We start from the raw sequence: 18,251 nt of genomic DNA on the forward strand, positions 1-18,251 counted from the left end.
CGGAAGCCTAACGGGCTGCACGCACCCGATGACGGACGGCGACGGGGCCGCCGGACGCGGGGCGGGCCTCCAGGCCGGGCACCCCGAGCACCCGTCGTCAGACGGCCGTCACCCGGAACGGCACCACGCAGTCGGCCGGCATGAGCGGCGGCTGCAGGCCGACGGTGCCGAGCACCCGTCCGCTGAACATCCGCGGGCCGGACCACCAGTCCGGTCGCACCAGGTCGTGGCCGTCGCCGATGACCACGGGGTCGACGCGGTACGCCGTGTCGGGGTCGAGGTCGCGGAAGGTGACCCGGCCGGTGCCGGAGACCTCGGAGCGGCCGATGCTGGCGAGGAAGAAGACGGCCTGCTGCCGGTCCGGCGCGACCGTGCCGTACACGAGCCGCGCGTCGTCGACCTCGTCCGACCGCACCAGGTCACCGCCGTGCAGGAGCGGGCGGAGGTCGCGGTAGAGCGCGATCCACTCGGTGAGCGCGGCGGACTCGTCGGCGGTCGCGCCGGCCAGGTCCCACTCGATGCCGAGGTGGCCGACCAGGGCGGTGCCGGCACGGAAGGCGAGGTCGTGGACGCGACCGGTCGTGTGGTTCCGGCCGCTCGCGATGTGCGAGCCGAGCAGCTCCGGCGGCAGGAGCTGCTGCGTCCACCGGTGCATCTGCTGGCGCTCGAGCGGGTCGATGTCGTCGGACACCCACACCCGCGCGGTGTGCTCGATGACGCCGAGGTCGACCCGACCACCACCCGACGAGCACGACTCGATCTCCAGCGACGGGAACCGCTCGCCGAGCGTCGCCATCAACCGGTACGCGGCGAGGGTCTGCTCGTGGACCGCTGCGCCGCCGCCCGGGAACCCCGCCTCGACGAGGTCGCGGTTGTGGTCCCACTTCACGGCGTCGACCGCGTACTCGCCGATGATCGAAGTCATCCGCTCGAGCACGTGGTCGAAGGCCTCGGGGATCGCCAGGTTGAGCACCTGCTGGTCGCGGGACCGGGCGGGCAGCCGGCCGTCGGCCTGCAGGATCCACTCCGGGTGGGCGCGGGCGAGGTCGCTGTCCTCGTTCACCATCTCGGGTTCGAACCACAGGCCGAACTCCATGCCGAGCGCACGGACGCGATCGACCAGGGGGCCGAGTCCGTCCGGCCAGACGTCCTCGTCGACGTACCAGTCACCGAGGCCGGCGTGGTCGTCGCGGCGGCCACGGAACCAGCCGTCGTCGAGCACGTACCGTTCGACGCCGAGGGCTGCGGCACGCTCGGCGAGGTCGACGAGGCGGGCCAGGTCGTGGTCGAAGTACACGGCCTCCCACACGTTGATCGTCATCGGGCGGGGCGTCGTCGGGTGCTGCGGGCGGCTGCGGAGCCAGCGGTGGAACCGTCGGGCCTGGTCGTCGAGGCCGTCACCGTGGGCGAAGTACACCCAAGGCCCCTCGTACGTGGCACCGGTGGCGAGCCGGACCTCGCCGGGCAGCAGGAGTTCACCGCCGCCGATGACCTGGCGGCCGGTGGCGAGCCGTTCGGCGTGGTGCCGGTGGTTCCCGCTCCAGGCGGTGTGGACGCCCCAGACCTGGCCGTGCGCGAAGCCGAAGCCCGGCTCCCCCACCGTCAGCACGGTCGCGGCGTCGGTGCCGGTGCGGCCCTTCCGCCCCTCGCGCTGGTGGGTCCCCACGACGAGTTCGCGGCGCTGCGGGGTCCGTTCCTTGCCCCAGCGGCCGGCGAAGTCCAGGATCTCGCGCGCCCGCGACGGGATCGGCATCGCGAGCGTCAGGTCGTCGACGGTGTAGACGCCGTCGGCGGTGTTCGTCACGCTCGCGCGGGCCCGCACGAGCCCGGAACCGAGCATCTCGATGGTCACCCGGACGGTGAGCCCGGCGACGGTGTCCTCGGCATCAGCGGTGACCGCGGTGTCGGTGACCGCCAGCGACGTCACGGTGAACGCCGGCGACCAGTCGGCCCCGTCACGGTGCCCGGCGAGTCCCGGACGACCACTCCAGCCCCGGTGCGGCTCGGGCAGCACCGACAGGCGGACCGGGTCGTCCATCTCGTTCGGTGCGACGGGCACGACGTCGGCGTCGGCGAGGGCCGTCAGCGCGTCGGTGTCGAGCGGTCCGAGTGCCGCTCCCCAGTGCACGACGGCGGGGAGCGCGTCGTCGCGGCAGTCCAGGACGAGCGAGACGCCACCGGCGGTCAGGTGGACGAGTTCGTGCGGCATGCGGGCTCCAGTCGGCGTCGTTGCACGTCAGAGCTTTCCGGTCCGGAGCCGTCCGCTGCAAATCCGGCGGCGGCGCGGCTCCGGTTGCGGCGCGGCTCAGGCTGCGGCGCGGCTCCGGCTGCGGCTGCGGCGCGGGTCCGGCTGCGGCGCGGCTCCGGCTGCGGCGCGGCTCAGAACCAGCGCTTGACCTTGAACACCACGTACAGGATCGCGGCGAACAGGACCATCGCGACGATCGACAGCGGGTACCCCCACGTCCAGCCGAGTTCGGGCATGTGCGTGAAGTTCATCCCGTAGATCGCGGCGATGAGCGTCGGCGCGAACAGGATCGCCGCCCACCCGGAGATCTTCTTCGTGTCGTCGTTCTGCTTCTGCGCCGCCAGGGTGGAGTCGACGGTCAGGGCGTTCTGCAGCAGCTGCCGGAACGTGTCGAGGCGCTCCACCACCCGGATCGCGTGGTCGAGGACGTCGCGGAACCGCCGCTGCATCTCGATCGGCAAATGGTACTTCTCGGCACCGCGGTGCAGGTTCTCGATGATGTGGATGAGGGGTCGGGCGGCGCGCTGGAAGTCGACGACCTCGCCGAACAGCTCGTACACGCGCCGGGACACCCCGGCCTCGCCCGAGAACAGCTGGTCCTCGATCTGGTTGATGTCCTCTTCGAGGCCGTCGATCACCGGCACGTAGCCGTCGACGATGGAGTCCATGAGCGCCCAGAGCTGCGCCTGCGGGCCGACGGTCACCAGCCCGGGCTTGCCGCTCAACCGCTGCAGCGCCCGGGGAACGGTCTGCTTGCCACGGGGGTCGGCCTTCACGACGGCGAGGAAGAAGGTCTCACCGACGAAGGCGTGCACCTCGCCGAACGCCACCTCTTCCTGCTGGTCGTTGTACAGCGCCGGCTTGAGCACCACGAACAGCGTCGAGCCGTAGCGCTCGAGCTTCGGTCGCTGGTGCCCCTCGGCGGAGTCCTCGACGGCGAGTTCGTGCAGGCCGAGGGCGACCGCGACGTCGCCGAGTTCCTGGGCGTCGGGCTGGTGCAGGACGATGCACGCGCTGGCGCCCTGCTCGTCGAGCATCCGGAAGGTGTCGTCGAGGGACGGACTCGCGATCGGGGCGATCCGGTCGATGTAGACGGTGTTCAGTTCGACGCTCACGCGACCACCGTACGCAGGGTGGCCGGTCTCCGGCCTGGAGGCCCGTGGCACGCCCGCCATGCGCCCAGCGTCCTGCCTGAACGCGCGCTGCACGACCGTCGGCGCGGGCCGCCTACCGTGCAGGTCATCAGCATGCTGACGAAAGGGACTGTCATGAAGAGGATCTGGAAGCGCATCGCGGTGGCCGTGAGCGCGGTCGTCGCCGTCATCGGCGCGTACGTCGGGTCGGGCGCTGCCGGTGGGACGCCCATCCAGGACGCCGCCGGTGGCGCACTGTCGGCGTCCTCCACCGCGATCGCCCCGGACGGCCCGGCCTTCTCGATCTGGAGTGTCGTCTACGCCGGGCTCATCGGCTACGCGGTGCTGCAGCTCTTCCGCACCGCGAACGACGAGCGGCACGAGCGCCTGGTGGTGCCGGCGGTGCTGTCCCTGCTGCTCAACGCCGCCTGGATCCTGTCGGTGCAGTTCGGGTTCCTGTGGGCGAGCGAGCCGATCATCGTCGCACTGCTCGTCGTGCTGATCTGGACGTTCACGATCCTGCGGCGCACCCCGTCCCGCGGCGTGGTGGAGGCGATCCTGACCGACGGCACCTTCGGGCTGTACCTCGGGTGGGTCTGCGTCGCGACGGCCGCCAACACCGCTGCGGTGCTGACGGCGGCGGGCTTCCGGGGCTTCGGACTCGGGCAGGACCCGTGGGGCGTGGTCGTCGCCGCGGTGGCCGGGCTCGTCGGGGTCCTCATCGCGCTGTGGGGTCGTGGACGTCTGGCGCCGATGGCCTCGCTCGCATGGGGTCTTGCGTGGGTCTCGGTCGCCCGGTTCGAGGGGCCGCTCGTCTCCGTGCCGACGGCGGTCGCGGCCATGGTGGCTGCGGCGGCCGTGGTCGTCGTGACGGTGGTGGTGCGTGCCCGCGTCGGCTGGGTCGGCGGGCGTGCCGGTCGGGCGGCGGCACCCGTGGCGGCCTGACACGGGTCCTCCTGCGCGTCGTTTCGCGCTGAGCGACACCTCACGCGGCCGTTGGCCCGTGAGGTGTCGCTCAGCGCGAAGACTCGTGCGGCAGCCGCCCGCGGCCTCAGCGCGGAGACTCGGCGGACGCCACCAGGCCGTGGGCGGCGGCCACCGCGGCGTTCGTGACCCGGCCGGCGTGCACGTTCAGGCCGGCGGCGAGCGCGGGGTCGGCCTCGAGCGCGGCCTCCCAGCCACAGTCGGCGATCGCGACGGCGTAGGGCAGCGTGGCGTTCGTCAGCGAGATCGTGCTCGTGCGCGGGACGGCGCCGGGCATGTTCGCCACGCAGTAGTACACGGTGTCGTGCACGGCGAACGTGGGGTCGTCGTGGGTGGTCGGGTGGGAGCCCTCGAAGCAGCCGCCCTGGTCGATCGCGATGTCGACGAGGACCGATCCGGGCCGCATGTCGGCGACCATCGCGTCGGTGACGAGCTTCGGCGCGGACGCCCCGGGGATCAGGACCGAACCGATCACCAGGTCGGCGTCGCGCAGTGCCTCGGCGATGGCGTGCGCCGACGAGCGCAGGGTCGTGAGGCGGCCGTCGAACCGGGCGTCCAGGGCCCGGAGCCGCGGCAGGCTGATGTCGAACACCGTGACGTCGGCACCCATGCCGAGCGCCATCGTGGCGGCGTGCTCTCCCGCGACGCCGCCGCCGATGACGACCACCCGGCCCTTCGGCGTGCCGGGGACGCCGCCGAGCAGCAGCCCGCGCCCACCGTTCGTGCGCATCAGGTGGAACGCGCCGACCTGGGCGGACAGTCGCCCGGCGACCTCGGACATCGGCGACAGCAGGGGCAGCGAGCGGTCCGGCAGCTGCACGGTCTCGTAGGCGATCGCCGTCGCGCCCGAGTCGATGAGCGCGTCGGTCAGCGGTCGGTCGGCGGCGAGGTGCAGGTAGGTGAAGAGCATCTGGCCCGGCCGGATCATCGGGTACTCCGACGCGACCGGCTCCTTCACCTTGAGGATCAGCTCGGCGCGCTCCCAGACCTCGGCCGCGGTGTCGACGATCGTGGCCCCGGCGGTGCGGTACTCGTCGTCGGTGAACGCCGAACCGGACCCGGCACCGGCCTGCACCAGCACCTGGTGGCCGTGCGACCCGAGCTCGGCGACGCCGGCCGGAGTGGCGGCGACGCGGTACTCGTTGTTCTTGATCTCGGTGGGGACGCCGATGCGCATGCTGACTCCTTCGTGGGCGGTGCGTTCGTCCCCACCATTGAGCACCGGATTCGCCCACAGCAGCACCGAGCCGAACATCCCGACAACCGCAGCGCGATCCGTGTCACGGTATTCGGCGGAACGGCCTTCAGTGTCGGTCGGTCAGCGCCCTCGCAGCGACTCGCTCGGCAGTTCGCCGAAGCGGCTGCGGTAGGTCGCCGAGAAGCGCCCGAGGTGCCCGAAGCCCCACGTCCGGGCGACCTCGGCCACCGTCGTCTCGTCGAGGCCGCTGCCGACCAGGTCGGTCCGCGCACCGTCGAGTCGCACGCCGCGCAGGAGTTCCCCCGGCGTCTGGTCGAGGTGCCGGCGGAGGGACTGCTGCAGCCCGCGCGGGCTGAGTCCCGCCGCCGCAGCGATGTCCGGGGTACCGATCGCTTCGCGCGCGTGCTCGTGCACGAACTCGAGCGCCCGACGCAGGCGGTCGTGCTCGGGGCCACTGCCGGACACCGTCGCACGCCACTTGCTGCGCTGCGGGAACGCCCGGATCGCCGCGGTGGCGAACGCCTCGGCGATGTCGTGCTGCACGCTCGGGCTCATCGACCGGTCGACGTCGAGCCACGTGGCGGAGTACTTCCGCACCACCGAACGCCACAGCGCGATGCCGTCGGCCGTCGGACGGCGCATGGGCTCGAAGGCGAAGTCGTCGTCGCCGGCGACCGCCCGGACGAAGTCGCGGTCCAGGTGCACCAGGTTCAGGGCGATGTCCCGGTGGTGCAGGGCGTAGGGCTCGGCGAAGGGCAGCACGACCGGCACCCCGGCCTCGAGCTCGTGGGTCTCGCCGCCCGAGGTGATCCGGCTCGAACCGCTCCGCATCCAGGCGACCAGGAACTCGTCGTCGACCTGGCTCTCGCTCCGCAGGTCGACCATGAACCGCGACGACCGCAGCGACATCCGTTCGTCACCGACGCCGGCGAAGTCCCAGTAGGCGTTCTCGTGGGTGCGACGGACCAGTGGTGCACGGAAGTCGTAGTCGCCCGTGAAGAACGCAAGCGCCTGATCGACGTCGCTGCCGACCATCCGTCGGAAGTACCGCTCACCGGGCTGTTCGAGAGAAAGCACCATGCTCGAGAACTTACGACGGACCACCGACAAACTGCGTCAGGTCCTGACTCAGGGCTGCAGGATCGCCTGCCCCACGCTCTCGTCCAGGATCAGGTCCGTGATGAGCCCGGCGGCCAGCGCGCCCCGCAGCGACGCCGCCTTCGACCGCCCGGCGACGACGCAGACCCGCCGCGGCGCGCGCTTGATCGTGTCGAGGTCCGGAGCGCCGGCCCGTGCGTTCACCCCGATGTCCTTCCACGAGCCGTCGGCCCGGTAGAACACCGTCGAGACGTCCCCGACGACCCCCGCCTGCGTGAGCTCGTCGCGGTCCTCGGGGTCGAGGTACCCGCCGGAGTACACGTGCGAGGGCACCGGGGCCTGCGGGGCACCGACGCCGAACACCACGAGGTCCATCCGCTCGTGCAGGTCGAGCACACGGCGGATCGATCGCTCGCGGAACAGGGCCTCCTTCGTCGCGGGGTCGTCGAAGAACGCCGGCACCGGGAACTGCTGCACGAACGCCCCGTAGGCCTCGCCGAACCGGCGCAGGATCTCGGACGCGTAGACGATGCCGGTGGTGCGGGTGTTCGCGGCGCCGTTGATCTGCACGATCGTCGAGCCGTGGGTGGTCTTCGGCACCAGGTAGCGGCTGACCGCGCTCACCGTCGAGCCCCACGAGATCCCGATCACCATGTTCGACTCGACGTACTGCGTCAGGATCCGGGCGGCGGACAGGGCGACCCGCTCGAGCCGGTCGACGTCGCTCGTGTGGTCCGGCACCGGGACGACGTGCGCGTGCACCCCGAAGCGGGAGCGGATGCTCCGGCTCAGCGCAGCGGCCTGGTCCAGGGGAGAACGGATCTGGATGTCGACGAGCCCGGTGTCCCTGGCGTACTTCAGCAGGCGCGACACCGACGAGCGCGAGGTGCCGAGTTCGTCGGCGATCGCGTCCATCGTCAGGTCCTGCAGGTAGTACAGGTGGGCGGCGCGCAGCGCCTGCTGCGTGCGCATGGGCTGAGCCGCATCGCTCATGGTGCTCCGATCTGTCGAACGCAACCATGCACGGACGTGCAGGGCCTCTGCAACCCCTGCCGCGCCTCCCGACCGCCGTCTCGGGCCTGGACGACACGTGTGCTGCACGTTCGTGCACGCGAGTTGCCCGCCCTGTCGAACGAGCGCACGATCGATCCTGACCCCACGAACAGACGAAGGAAGCGACGAACCATGTCGAAGAAGACACAGCCCCGGAACACGGTGACCGCCCTCACCGAGCGCCCGAACGCGCAGGTCCTCGTCGTCGGCGGCGGCATCAACGGCATCGCGACGTTCCGCGACCTGGCGCTCCAGGGCGTCGACGTCGCCCTGGTCGAGCGTGGCGACTACGCCTCCGGCGCCTCCGCGGCCTCGAGCCACATGATCCACGGCGGCATCCGCTACCTGGAGAACGGCGAGTTCCGCCTGGTGCGCGAGAGCGTGCAGGAGCGCAACGGCCTGATCCGCATCGCCCCGCACTACGTCAAGCCGCTGCAGACGACCATGCCGATCTTCTCGACGTTCTCCGGCATCATGAACGCCCCGCTGCGCATGCTGACGCACAAGCAGCGCTCCACCAAGGAGCGCGGCGCGATGCTCATCAAGATCGGCATGACGATCTACGACTCCTTCTCGCGCGACGGCGGCTCCGTCCCGAAGCACGTCTTCCGGACCAAGAAGGCCGCGCTCGAGGACATGCCGGCCCTCAACAAGGACCTGAAGTACACGGGCACCTACTACGACGCGAGCGTGCACGAGCCCGAGCGCCTGGCCCTCGACGTCCTGAAGGACGGCCTGACCGCCGGCACCGGGACCGGCTCCGCCGCGACCGCACGCGCCACCAACTACGTCGAGGCAGCCGGCACCCGCGACGGCGGCGTCCTGCTGCGCGACCGCGAGACCGGCGACGAGTTCGTCTTCACCGCCGACGTCGTGATCAACGCCTCCGGCCCCTGGACCGACCTGACGAACGAGGCGTTCGGCGGCGAGACGAAGTTCATGGGCGGCACGAAGGGCTCGCACATCGTCGTGCACAACGACGAGCTGCTCGAGGCCACCAAGGGCCGCGAGCTGTTCTTCGAGAACGACGACGGCCGCATCGTCCTCATCTACCCGCTCAAGGGCCGGGTGCTCATCGGCACCACCGACATCGACGCCGACCCCGCGAAGCCGGTCACGACGACCGACGAGGAGATCGACTACTTCTTCGGGCTCGTGAAGCACGTGTTCCCGCAGATCGACGTCACCCGCGACCACATCGTCTACAGCTACTCCGGCATCCGTCCGCTCCCCCGCCACGAGGACACCGCCCCCGGCTTCGTGTCCCGTGACTACCGGATCGTGGACACCCAGATCGCCGGGCTGCCGAAGTCGACCGTGCTGTCGCTCGTCGGTGGCAAGTGGACGACCTTCCGTGCCCTTGCTGCACACCTGTCCACCGAGGCGACGACCAAGCTCGGCATGAGCCGCAAGGTCGACACCACCGGCATGCCGATCGGCGGTGGCAAGGAGTTCCCGACCACCGACGCCCAGCGCGCCCTGTGGATCAAGTCGCACCGCGACGGCCTGGACGAGTCCCTGGTCGAGGGGCTGCTCGAGCGCTACGGCACCCGTGCCGCCGAGGTCGTGGACGTCCTGACCGACGGCCCGGTCGAGCGGCTCGAGTCCGACCCGTCGCTCACCCGCGCCGAGGTCGCGTACTTCGCCCGCCACGAGCAGGCCGTCCACCTGGTCGACGTCGTCCTGCGCCGCACCAACCTGGCGTTCGTCGGCGGGGTCACGATCGACCTGCTCGACGAGCTGGCCGACGTGCTCGCCGAGGCGCTCGGCTGGACGACCGAGGAGCGCGCGGACGAGGTCCAGCGCACGCTCGACGTGCTGCGTGAGTCGCACGGCGTGATCGTGCCGCTGACGTCCGCATCGGCGTCGCAGCTCGCGTAGTCGACGCGACCGACCACGGACGGGAGGCGCGGTGCCGGCTGGCACCGCGCCTCCCGTCCGTTCGTGGTCGCGTTCGCGAGCGGCTGGTCGCGTCGGCGACCCGCTGGTCGCGTCAGAAACGCTCGCCGGTGGGGTCGAGCGCCGTGCGGTCGATGAGCTGGTCGCCGCCGACCGGCTCGCCTTCCCAGTCGACCAGGCGCCAGCCGTCGGCGAACGAGCCCTCGAGCTCGACGATGCCGGTGTTCTCCAGGTGCCGCTTCGTGCCGAAGTGGTCCGGGGTGTTCTGCGCAGCTGCGCTCGCCCATGTGCGGATCGCAGCACCGTGGCTGACGGCAGCGGCGACCGCGACCCCGGTGGCCTCGATCTGCCGGACAGCGTCGTCGTAGCGCTCGAAGAACTCGGTGCCGCTCTCGGCACCGGGCATCCGGGTCGTCCGGTCGCCGCCGGACCAGCCGTGCACGGTGGAGATGTAGGTCTGCACGGACACCTTGTCGTTCTTGCCCTGGGTGTCGCCCGCCTCGATCTCGCGCAGGCCCGGCAGCACCACGGGCTCGAGGCCGAGCGAGGTCGCGAGGGGCGCCGCGGTGATCTGCGTGCGGACCATCGACGACACGAACAGTCGCTCGATCCCCCGGTCGGCGAGCGCTGCGGGCAGGGCGTCGGCCTGCTGCTGCCCGAGCTCGGTCAGCCCCGGTCCGGGCACCACGGCATCGAGGATGCCGTGCACGTTCGCGGGGGTCTGGCCGTGGCGGATGAGCAGCAGTCGCATCCCGCCACCCTACGGACCGCCGCCGACGTCAGCCCTGCCGGGTGTTCCAGCGGGGGTTCTTCTTGTTGATGACGTAGACGCGGCCCCGGCGTCGGACCACCTGCGAGCCGGGGATCTGCTTCAGGGCCTTGAGGGAGTTGCGGACCTTCACGACGAGCCTCCTTGTTGATAACGGTTTTCAGTTACAGTAGCGGACATGCGTGCTGCTGCCATCACCCTCGTCACCGCCCTGCACCAGGTCGACGCCGACCGCGTCGCCGCCCGGATCTCGGACGGGCACCGGATGCACGTCGCCGGGAGTGCCTTCGCCACCGCCCGCGCCGTGGCCGACCGCGCCGACCAGCTCGACCGGGTCTGCGGGCCCGACGCGGGCCACGGGCTCGTCGTCACCCTGCACCCGGGGGCCGACGCCCGAGCGGTCGGCATGCTGCTCGCCAACGCGGCACGGTCCGAGACCGGCGACGACCGGGTGCTCCGGCACGTCGTCGGGGTGCTGCGGGCCGACGACGTCGCGCACCTGCTGTGGTCGGACGTCGACGACGCCTTCGTGGCCGCGGACCGGATGGCCGCACTCGTCGAGTACGCGACGGTGATCGCCCTCGACCGCATCGAACCGCTGTCGGGCCGTCGGCGTCGGGCGCTCGTGTCACTGCTGCACCGGATGGCGCCCCAGGCCGTGATCGTCGCCCTGCCCGCGATCCGCAGCGCCGCCGACCTGCCGGCCTCGAACGGTGGAGCCGCGCGGGTGCTCGCCACCGGTGCGGGCTGGATGCGGGCGCTGTCGAGCGGTGCGGACACCGGGCGCGAGGCCCGCGACGCCCTGGTCTCGATGCGCTACCGGGAGCCGCTGCCGTTCCACCCCGGACGGCTGTCGTCCGTCATCGCCGACGACCTGTCCGCCGGGGTGAACGGCCGCGTGCTGCGGTCGCGGGGGTTCTTCCGCCTGGCGTCCCGGCCGGACCACGTCGGCTCGTGGTCGAGCTTCGGGTCGATGCTCGCGCTCGACCCCACCGCGAACCCGTCGTGGGACGCCGACGCCCCGATCGGGCAGGCGCTGTGGTTCGTCGGCGAGCAGCTCGACGTCCGGGCGATCGAGCGGGCGCTCGACGGGGCGCTGCTCACGCCGTCGGAGCTGCTCGCCGGGCCGGACGTGTGGCGCGGCTGGCCGGACCCGTTCCCGGTGTGGCCCGCGGTGGACCCGGCATCGGAGCACCGGCACGAGTGAGCGTGCGGGTGCGGCGCGGGCGGGTGCGGCGGTTCGGTGCGTGCGCATGTTGCGACAGAACGCGAGTCGAACGACGCGTGGATCGTCGCAGTGTGCCGCCGATCCGCACCGGTCCGGCGAACCGGGAAGCTGAGTAACGAGGCCGTACCATCGGCCCATGGCGATCGAACCCGAGACGAAGAACTGGACGTGGGTCATCGAGTCCGCGTGTCCCGAGTGCGGCTACGACGGCAGTGCGGTGACCGTCCGCGACGTGCCGGGCATCATCGACGAGAACACGGCCGGCTGGCCCGCGATCCTCGGACGCGACGACGTGCGGGACCGCCCCGACGACCACACGTGGTCCCCGCTCGAGTACGGCGCCCACGTGCGGGACGTGCACCGGAAGATGGCGGAGCGCCTCGAGCTGATGCTCACCGAGGACGCCCCCACGTTCCCGAACTGGGACCAGGACACCACCGCCGTCGAGGACCGCTACGGCGAGCAGGACCCCGCGGTCGTCGCCGAGGAACTGCGGGAGTCGGCCGACCGCGCGGCCCGGGCCTTCGCGGCGGTGCCCGACGAGGTGCTCGAGCGCACCGGGCTCCGGTCCGACGGCAGCGCCTTCACCGTCGCGACGCTCGCCACCTACTACGCGCACGACCCGGTGCACCACCTGTGGGACGTGCGGCGCACGCCCTAGACGTGGGGACCACCGGCCTGGAGGCGCGATGCGGCCCCGCCCCGCGCCTCCAGGCCGCCTGCGGTCGCCCCCTGACCCGGGCGTACCTGCGGAAACCGGGCGTACCTGCCGAAACCGGGCGTACCTGCCGAAACCGGGCGTACCTGCCACGAAGAAACGACCAGGTATGCCCGAATCCACCCTCCATCTCACGCGTGATGGGAAGGATCGGGCGCGGCGCCGGCTCGCTCAGGCGAGTGCGTCGAGCACGGCGCGCGCCGTCGCGGCGTCCGTCACCAGCTCGTTGACCAGCCCGCCCCGCACCGCAGCCACGATGCTCGTCACCTTGGCGCCGCCCACGGCGACCCCGACCGCGTGCGGCACGGTCGACAGGATCTCGCGCGAGGTCCGCACCATCCGGTCACTCCCGGGGAACTCGATCGCCGATCCGTCCGCGGCGTAGAAGTTCAGGCAGACGTCGCCTGCCGCACGGTCGAACGCCACGTCCTCGACCGGGATGCCCCGGGCCAGGGCGTCCCGCGTGTGCGTCGGCGCCCCGATGCCGAGGATCGCGCCCTTCGCCCGGCTCCACAGCCCGACGACGTGCTGGAACGCCGGGTCCTCGTCGAGGGTGGACCGCATCACCGGGGACGGCAGCGCCTGGGCGAACAGGAACGCCGGGATCGCGCCGGAGTGTTCCGCGGCCGTCCGGGTGATCTCGTTCGTCTGGAACCACGGCATCGGGTCGGCCTGCCCGCCCACGGTGGGCACGAGCTGCACGCCGGGCATGGTCGGCATGCCGGACCGTGCGACGTCGTACACGGTGCGGCCGGACGACATCAGGACGGCGTCGCCGGGGACGAGTCCCATGCCCTCGACCGCGGCGGCCAGCGGGGCGGCCAGGTCGGCGCCGAGCGTGGCGGCGTGGGTGACCGCGGCGAGGTGGACCGCGCGCAGCCCGAGCACGACCTGCAGGCGTTCGGCGAGCGCCACGGTCTCGTCCTGGAACGGGTCGACGACCTCGATGCGGACGAGTCCGGCCTTGCGGGCCTCGGCGACGAGCCGCGAGACGGTCGGGCGCGAGACGCCGAGGCGCGAGGCGATCTCGACCTGCGTGGCGTCCTCGAGGTAGTACATCCGCGCCGCCTGGTAGACGGTGTCCAGCGGGAACCGGGTGCGGGCTCCGTCCGGGGTGGGGGTCTCGGCCGACATGGTGCGATGCTACCGCCACGCACACCGCAGAAATTGTGTGCTGGACAGATGTCCACGGCCGTCGCAGACTGGTTCGGGAGCGCCCGGAACCTCGGGGCGCGGGAGGAGCACAGACATGACGTACCGTCTCGTGATCGGGTCCGACGACGCCGGGTTCGACTACAAGGAGATCATCAAGGCCGACCTGCTCGCCGACGACCGGGTGTCCGACGTGCGGGACGTCGGCGTCGACGCGGACGGCCACACCGCCTACCCGCACGTCGCCGTCGACGCCGCACGGCTGGTGGCGAACGGCGAGGCCGACCGGGCGATCCTGATCTGCGGCACCGGACTGGGCGTGGCGATCAGCGCCAACAAGGTGCCGGGCATCCGTGCCGTCACCGCGCACGACTCCTACAGCGTGGAGCGCTCGATCCTGTCGAACGACGCCCAGGTCCTCTGCATGGGGCAGCGCGTCGTCGGCATCGAGCTCGCGCGTCGTCTGGCGAAGGAGTGGCTCGGCTACACCTTCGACACCTCCAGCGCGAGTGCCGAGAAGGTCAACGCGATCTGTGCGTACGACGGCAGCGCTCCCGCGGGCGTCGACGCACGGGGTTAGGCCGCCGCGCAACGCCCAGCTGCCTGTCGGGGGCCGGACGTACCGTACCCACGACTCCAATGCTCCACGAGGGGAACCCGATGAAGAAGTCAGCCTGGCTGCCAGCCGTCATCGCACCGGTCGTCGTCGCCGGCGCCGTTGCCGCCCCGATGATCGCGAACGCCGCGAACGACCCGATCGCGGGGACGAACCCCAGCGCCGCGGCCGTCATCGCCAGCATCGCGAAGTCGTCGGACGCCCAGTACTCGGGCAAGCTCTCGCAGACGAGCGCGCTGGGCCTCCCCGAACTGCCCACCGGGTCCGGCGGCTCCTCGCTCGAGGGCGACGCCTCCGACGTGCTCGGGCTGCTCACCGCGTCGCACACCGCCCGTGTCTACGTCGACGGCCCCGACAAGCAGCGCGTCCAGCTGACGCAGCAGCTCGCCGAGCAGGACGTCGTCCGCAACGGCTCGGACGTCTGGACCTGGGACTCGAAGGAGCGCTCGGCCACGCACGTGACCCTGCCGAGCGACACCGCGACGGACCTGCAGGACGGCACGACCACACCGGCCGACATCGCCCGGCAGGCCATCGACGCGATCACCCCGACCACCACCGTGTCGAAGCCGACCGAGGTCAGCGTCGCCGGACACGACGCCTGGCAGATCGCCCTGACGCCGAAGTCGTCCGACACCCTCGTCGGAGCCGTCCGGTTGGCCGTCGACCAGCAGACCGGACTCCCGCTCCGCGCGAGCGTCGAGGCCGCAGGCGCGGACGACCCCGCGGTGCAGGTCGGGTTCACGAGCCTCGACTACGGCGCCCCGGCGGCCCGGCTCTTCGACTTCACCCCGCCGTCGAACGCGAAGGTGACCGAGAAGGACCTGTCCGACGCCGGGTCGCACGCGAAGGGCGAGCACAGCGACCACCGTGGCACCCCGAGCGATGACGAGCCGACCTTCACGGGCACGGGCTGGAGCACCATCGCCGAGCTCCCCGCCGGCACGGTCGACCGGTCCGGGCTCGAGGGCGAGGCATCCGGCCTGCTCGACCAGCTGACGAAGCCCGTCGACGGCGGCCGTGCCGTGCAGACGTCGCTCGTCTCGGTCTACCTGACCGCCGACGGCCGCGTGCTCGCGGGTGCCGTGCCGGTCGCCTCCCTGGTCGACGCCGCGAAGTGAGCGCGGACGACCACGAGGTGAGCACAGCCGACCACGAGGTGAGCACAGCCGACCACGAGGTGAGCACAGCCGACCACGAGGTGAGCACGGCCGGGCAGGGACCCGACCTGGCGATCCGCACCACGGGCCTCCAGAAGGTGTTCCGCAAGCAGCGTGCGGTCGACGGGATCGACCTGGCGGTGCCGCGCGGCGCGGTGTTCGGGTTCCTCGGGCCGAACGGTTCCGGCAAGACCACCACGATCCGGATGCTGCTCGGGCTCTCGAGCGCGAGCGGCGGCACCATCGAGCTGCTCGGCGAACCGATGCCGAAGGCGCTGCACGACGTCCTGCCCCGCGTCGGCGCGCTCGTCGAGGGACCGGCCTTCTACCCGTACCTGTCCGGCCGGGCCAACCTGCAGCGCTTCGACGCCGCCGACCCCACGTCGGACCCGCGTACCCGCAAGGCCCGCGTGGCCGGAGCCCTCGACCGCGTCGGGTTGACCCACGCGGCCGACAAGAAGGCGCACGCGTACTCCCTCGGCATGAAGCAGCGGCTCGGCCTCGCGAACGCCCTGCTGTCACCGCGTGACCTGCTGGTGCTCGACGAGCCGACCAACGGCCTCGACCCGCAGGGGACGCGCGAGGTCCGCAACCTCATCCGCTCCCTGGCCGACGACGGCACCACGGTGTTCGTGTCGAGCCACCTGCTGGCCGAGATCGAACAGGTCTGCACGCACGCAGCCGTGATGCGGACGGGCAAGATCGTCGCGCAGGGCCCCCTCGACGAGCTGCGCGCAGCTGGGGCCCGGACCGTGACCGTGCGGACGCCCGACATCGGGCAGGCCGCTACCGTCCTCACCCGGCTCGGGCTCACCCCGCGGCACGACGGCGGGGCCGACGTGCTGGTGGCCGACCTGCCGAACGCGCTGCTGCCGGAGACGATCACCGCGGAACTCGTGCGCGCCGACGTCCGGGTGCGCGGCCTGACGGTGGGCGGCGGCACCCTCGAGGACCTGTTCGTCGCACTCACCGGAGAGGGATTCGATGTCGCAGCCTGACGCGGCCGTGCGCGACCTGCCCGTCCGACGCCGGCAGCGCCCGTTCGCACTGCTCGGTTCCGAACTCGCGCTGGTGTTCCGGCGTCGCCGCACCTGGGCGATGCTCGGGGCACTCGCGCTCGTGCCGATCCTGATCGCGGTCGCCGTGAAGCTCACCACCGACGGCGACGACGGCGGGCCGGCGTTCCTCGGCGACATCACCAACAACGGTCTGTTCGTGGCGTTCACGGCACTGACCGTGTCGATCCCGCTGTTCCTGCCGCTGACGGTCGGCGTGGTCGCCGGTGACACCGTCGCGGGCGAGGCCAGCCACGGCACGATCCGCTACCTGCTCGTCGCGCCGACGGGCCGCGTGCGGTTCATCCTGGTGAAGTTCGCCGGTGCCGTCGCGTTCTGCCTGGCCGCCACCCTGCTGGTGGTGCTGGTCGGTGCGGCGATCGGCGCCGTGCTGTTCCCGATCGGCCCGGTCACGCTGCTGTCCGGCACCCAGGTGGGCGGCTGGTCGTACGCCGGCCGCGCCCTGCTGCTCGCGCTGTACGTCGCCATGTCGATGCTCGGGCTCGTGGCGATCGGCATGTTCACCTCGACGCTGACGAACGTGCCGGTCGGCGCGATGGCCGCGACGGTCGTGCTCGCCGGGGCGTCGCAGGTGCTCGACCAGCTCCCCCAGCTCGACTGGCTGCACCCGTTCCTGTTCTCGCACCAGTGGCTCGGGTTCGGCGACCTGCTTCGCGACCCGATCTCGTTCGACTCGTTCGGGTCGAACGCGGTGCTGCAGCTCGGGTACGTGGTGGTGTTCGGGGCGCTGGCCTACAGCCGGTTCGCCTCGAAGGACATCCTGAGCTGACGCGGCAGGGGCCCGGCACGAAGGTGTCGGGCCCCTGCGACGCTCCGCTCGCTCAGCTTGCTCAGCTCGCGGGCGACGCCGATCCGCCGGCCATCGTCTCCGTGTCGGTCCCCCGCGCATCGGCGTACCGGTCGCGCAGGTCACGGGCCTTCTCGGAGCGGTACCAGTCGAGCCGCGCCCCGGTCTCCACCGTCTGCATCCCGATCACGACCTTGCCGCGGGACTTCATCTCCGCCAGGTCCTCGTACGCCTCGACGATGTACTCGAACGGGTAGAAGCCCGAGATCAGGACCTGCACGCGGCGGTCCTGCACGGCCTTCGCCAGCAGGGTCAGCAGCTCGCGGGTCTCCTCGTCCTCGGCGGGTGCACGGAGGAACCGGACCTCGATGTCCCGGCGCTCCTCCGACGACACGAACCGCTCCTGGCCGACGCCGAGACGTTCGGCCAGCAGCTCGGCGTTGCTCTCACCGTGGTTGTCGATGAACGCGGTGATCGGCCGGCCGTCGGCGATGTCGCGGATGCGGTCCTCCTCGCCTTCGCCGTAGGCGACGGGCAGCGTGCCGATCTGCCGCAGGTAGTCGTGGTTGCGGGGGCTGCCGAGGGCGATCACGGTCGCGCCGACGTCGTGCGCCAGCTGGCACTCGATGTGTCCGACGCCACCGGCTGCGGCCGAGATGACGACGGTGTCCTGCGGTCCGAGCCGGAGCGACCGGACGACCGACACCGCGGTGCAGCCCGCCAGGTACAAGCCGCCGGCGACCTCCCACCCGACGTGCTCCGGCTTCTTGATGACGGCCCCGCGCGGCACCGCGATCCAGGTGGCGTGGGCGCCGCCGGTCGGCGCGTGCCCCATCACCTCGTCGCCGATGCGGAGGTCCTTCACACCGTCCCCCCGCGCGCGCACGATGCCGGCGAAGTCGACGCCCTGGTGTGCGGGGAACTCGAGGTCGACGTGGTCGCGGAGCTTCCCCTCGCGCAGGAACCGCTCGATGTGGTTCAGTCCCGCGGCCACGATCTCGACGACGATCTCGCCCGGTCCGGCCTCGGGCTTCTGCTGGGGGACGAGCTCGACGACGTCGAAGTCGCCGTACCGGTCGTACTGCACTGCACTGCCGACTCGCATGGGTGCTCCTTCGCTCCAGGTGTGCGT

At 71.7% G+C, this 18,251-nt stretch carries 17 protein-coding genes; 8 read left to right on the forward strand and 9 right to left on the reverse strand.

Features of this window, described 5'->3' with window-relative positions; translation table 11 throughout:
• Positions 1-97: 97 nt before the first annotated feature.
• The gene (locus DEJ35_RS13985) at positions 98-2,209 is read right to left on the reverse strand and encodes an alpha-galactosidase (RefSeq protein ID WP_111192967.1); all 2,112 of its coding nucleotides are present in this window, start codon (positions 2,207-2,209) and stop codon (positions 98-100) included.
• A 170-nt stretch (positions 2,210-2,379) separates the two neighbouring features.
• Complete coding sequence (locus tag DEJ35_RS13990; RefSeq protein WP_110862275.1) at positions 2,380-3,363, reverse strand: magnesium and cobalt transport protein CorA; 984 nt, start codon at positions 3,361-3,363, stop codon at positions 2,380-2,382.
• A 153-nt stretch (positions 3,364-3,516) separates the two neighbouring features.
• Between DEJ35_RS13990 and DEJ35_RS13995 the strand changes: the two genes are divergently transcribed.
• Complete coding sequence (locus DEJ35_RS13995; protein ID WP_111091244.1) at positions 3,517-4,326, forward strand: tryptophan-rich sensory protein; 810 nt, start codon at positions 3,517-3,519, stop codon at positions 4,324-4,326.
• Positions 4,327-4,432: 106 nt separating this feature from the next.
• On the opposite strand, the gene ald is transcribed toward DEJ35_RS13995, so the two are convergent.
• The 3 genes from ald to DEJ35_RS14010 all read right to left on the reverse strand — a co-directional run bounded on the left by ald (position 4,433) and on the right by DEJ35_RS14010 (position 7,654).
• Positions 4,433-5,542, reverse strand: a complete 1,110-nt coding sequence (gene ald, locus DEJ35_RS14000; protein WP_110862344.1) for an alanine dehydrogenase — start codon at positions 5,540-5,542, stop codon at positions 4,433-4,435.
• A gap of 141 nt (positions 5,543-5,683) precedes the next feature.
• Positions 5,684-6,643, reverse strand: coding sequence for an AraC family transcriptional regulator (locus tag DEJ35_RS14005; protein ID WP_110862277.1), 960 nt, complete (start codon positions 6,641-6,643; stop codon positions 5,684-5,686).
• Positions 6,644-6,691: 48 nt separating this feature from the next.
• Entirely contained in the window at positions 6,692-7,654 is a 963-nt protein-coding gene (locus tag DEJ35_RS14010) for a sugar-binding transcriptional regulator (RefSeq protein ID WP_027466231.1), read from the reverse strand.
• A gap of 192 nt (positions 7,655-7,846) precedes the next feature.
• Between DEJ35_RS14010 and DEJ35_RS14015 the strand changes: the two genes are divergently transcribed.
• Positions 7,847-9,595: a glycerol-3-phosphate dehydrogenase/oxidase gene (locus DEJ35_RS14015; protein ID WP_111192969.1), complete on the forward strand. Its 1,749-nt coding sequence runs from the start codon at positions 7,847-7,849 to the stop codon at positions 9,593-9,595.
• A 112-nt stretch (positions 9,596-9,707) separates the two neighbouring features.
• On the opposite strand, the gene DEJ35_RS14020 is transcribed toward DEJ35_RS14015, so the two are convergent.
• On the reverse strand, positions 9,708-10,364 hold the full coding sequence (locus DEJ35_RS14020) for a histidine phosphatase family protein (RefSeq protein WP_111192970.1): 657 nt from the start codon (positions 10,362-10,364) through the stop codon (positions 9,708-9,710).
• Positions 10,365-10,392: 28 nt separating this feature from the next.
• The gene (gene ykgO / locus DEJ35_RS14025; protein ID WP_071247691.1) at positions 10,393-10,515 is read right to left on the reverse strand and encodes a type B 50S ribosomal protein L36; all 123 of its coding nucleotides are present in this window, start codon (positions 10,513-10,515) and stop codon (positions 10,393-10,395) included.
• A gap of 45 nt (positions 10,516-10,560) precedes the next feature.
• Between ykgO and DEJ35_RS14030 the strand changes: the two genes are divergently transcribed.
• Together DEJ35_RS14030 and DEJ35_RS14035 are read left to right on the forward strand one after the other, a co-directional pair.
• The gene (locus DEJ35_RS14030; protein WP_071405048.1) at positions 10,561-11,589 is read left to right on the forward strand and encodes a GTP-binding protein; all 1,029 of its coding nucleotides are present in this window, start codon (positions 10,561-10,563) and stop codon (positions 11,587-11,589) included.
• A gap of 157 nt (positions 11,590-11,746) precedes the next feature.
• Positions 11,747-12,271 (forward strand): DinB family protein, encoded by a 525-nt coding sequence (locus tag DEJ35_RS14035; protein WP_111192971.1) that lies wholly within the window; start codon positions 11,747-11,749, stop codon positions 12,269-12,271.
• Between the two features lie 228 nt (positions 12,272-12,499).
• Here the strand turns inward: DEJ35_RS14035 and DEJ35_RS14040 are convergent, their stop codons facing one another.
• A complete protein-coding gene (locus DEJ35_RS14040) occupies positions 12,500-13,462 on the reverse strand; it encodes a sugar-binding transcriptional regulator (protein WP_111124303.1) in 963 nt (320 codons plus the stop codon).
• 115 nt (positions 13,463-13,577) lie between these two features.
• Here DEJ35_RS14040 and DEJ35_RS14045 point away from each other — a divergent pair, with 115 nt between their 5' ends.
• The 4 genes from DEJ35_RS14045 to DEJ35_RS14060 all read left to right on the forward strand — a co-directional run bounded on the left by DEJ35_RS14045 (position 13,578) and on the right by DEJ35_RS14060 (position 17,101).
• Positions 13,578-14,060, forward strand: coding sequence for a ribose-5-phosphate isomerase (locus DEJ35_RS14045; RefSeq protein ID WP_110862284.1), 483 nt, complete (start codon positions 13,578-13,580; stop codon positions 14,058-14,060).
• Between the two features lie 80 nt (positions 14,061-14,140).
• Positions 14,141-15,217, forward strand: coding sequence for an outer membrane lipoprotein carrier protein LolA (locus DEJ35_RS14050; RefSeq protein WP_146244803.1), 1,077 nt, complete (start codon positions 14,141-14,143; stop codon positions 15,215-15,217).
• A gap of 59 nt (positions 15,218-15,276) precedes the next feature.
• Positions 15,277-16,254, forward strand: coding sequence for an ABC transporter ATP-binding protein (locus DEJ35_RS14055; protein WP_111124312.1), 978 nt, complete (start codon positions 15,277-15,279; stop codon positions 16,252-16,254).
• On the forward strand, positions 16,241-17,101 hold the full coding sequence (locus tag DEJ35_RS14060) for an ABC transporter permease (RefSeq protein WP_027466217.1): 861 nt from the start codon (positions 16,241-16,243) through the stop codon (positions 17,099-17,101). Before DEJ35_RS14055 ends, DEJ35_RS14060 begins: the two co-directional genes overlap by 14 nt.
• Positions 17,102-17,162: 61 nt before the next feature.
• Here DEJ35_RS14060 and DEJ35_RS14065 read toward each other — a convergent pair whose 3' ends face one another.
• Positions 17,163-18,224 carry an NADP-dependent oxidoreductase gene (locus DEJ35_RS14065; RefSeq protein WP_111192972.1) on the reverse strand — a complete coding sequence of 354 codons (1,062 nt, stop codon included), beginning with the start codon at positions 18,222-18,224 and terminating at the stop codon, positions 17,163-17,165.
• Positions 18,225-18,251 lie beyond the last annotated feature (27 nt).

The organism is Curtobacterium sp. MCPF17_051 (genome assembly GCF_003234595.1).
Taxonomy (GTDB): domain Bacteria; phylum Actinomycetota; class Actinomycetes; order Actinomycetales; family Microbacteriaceae; genus Curtobacterium; species Curtobacterium flaccumfaciens.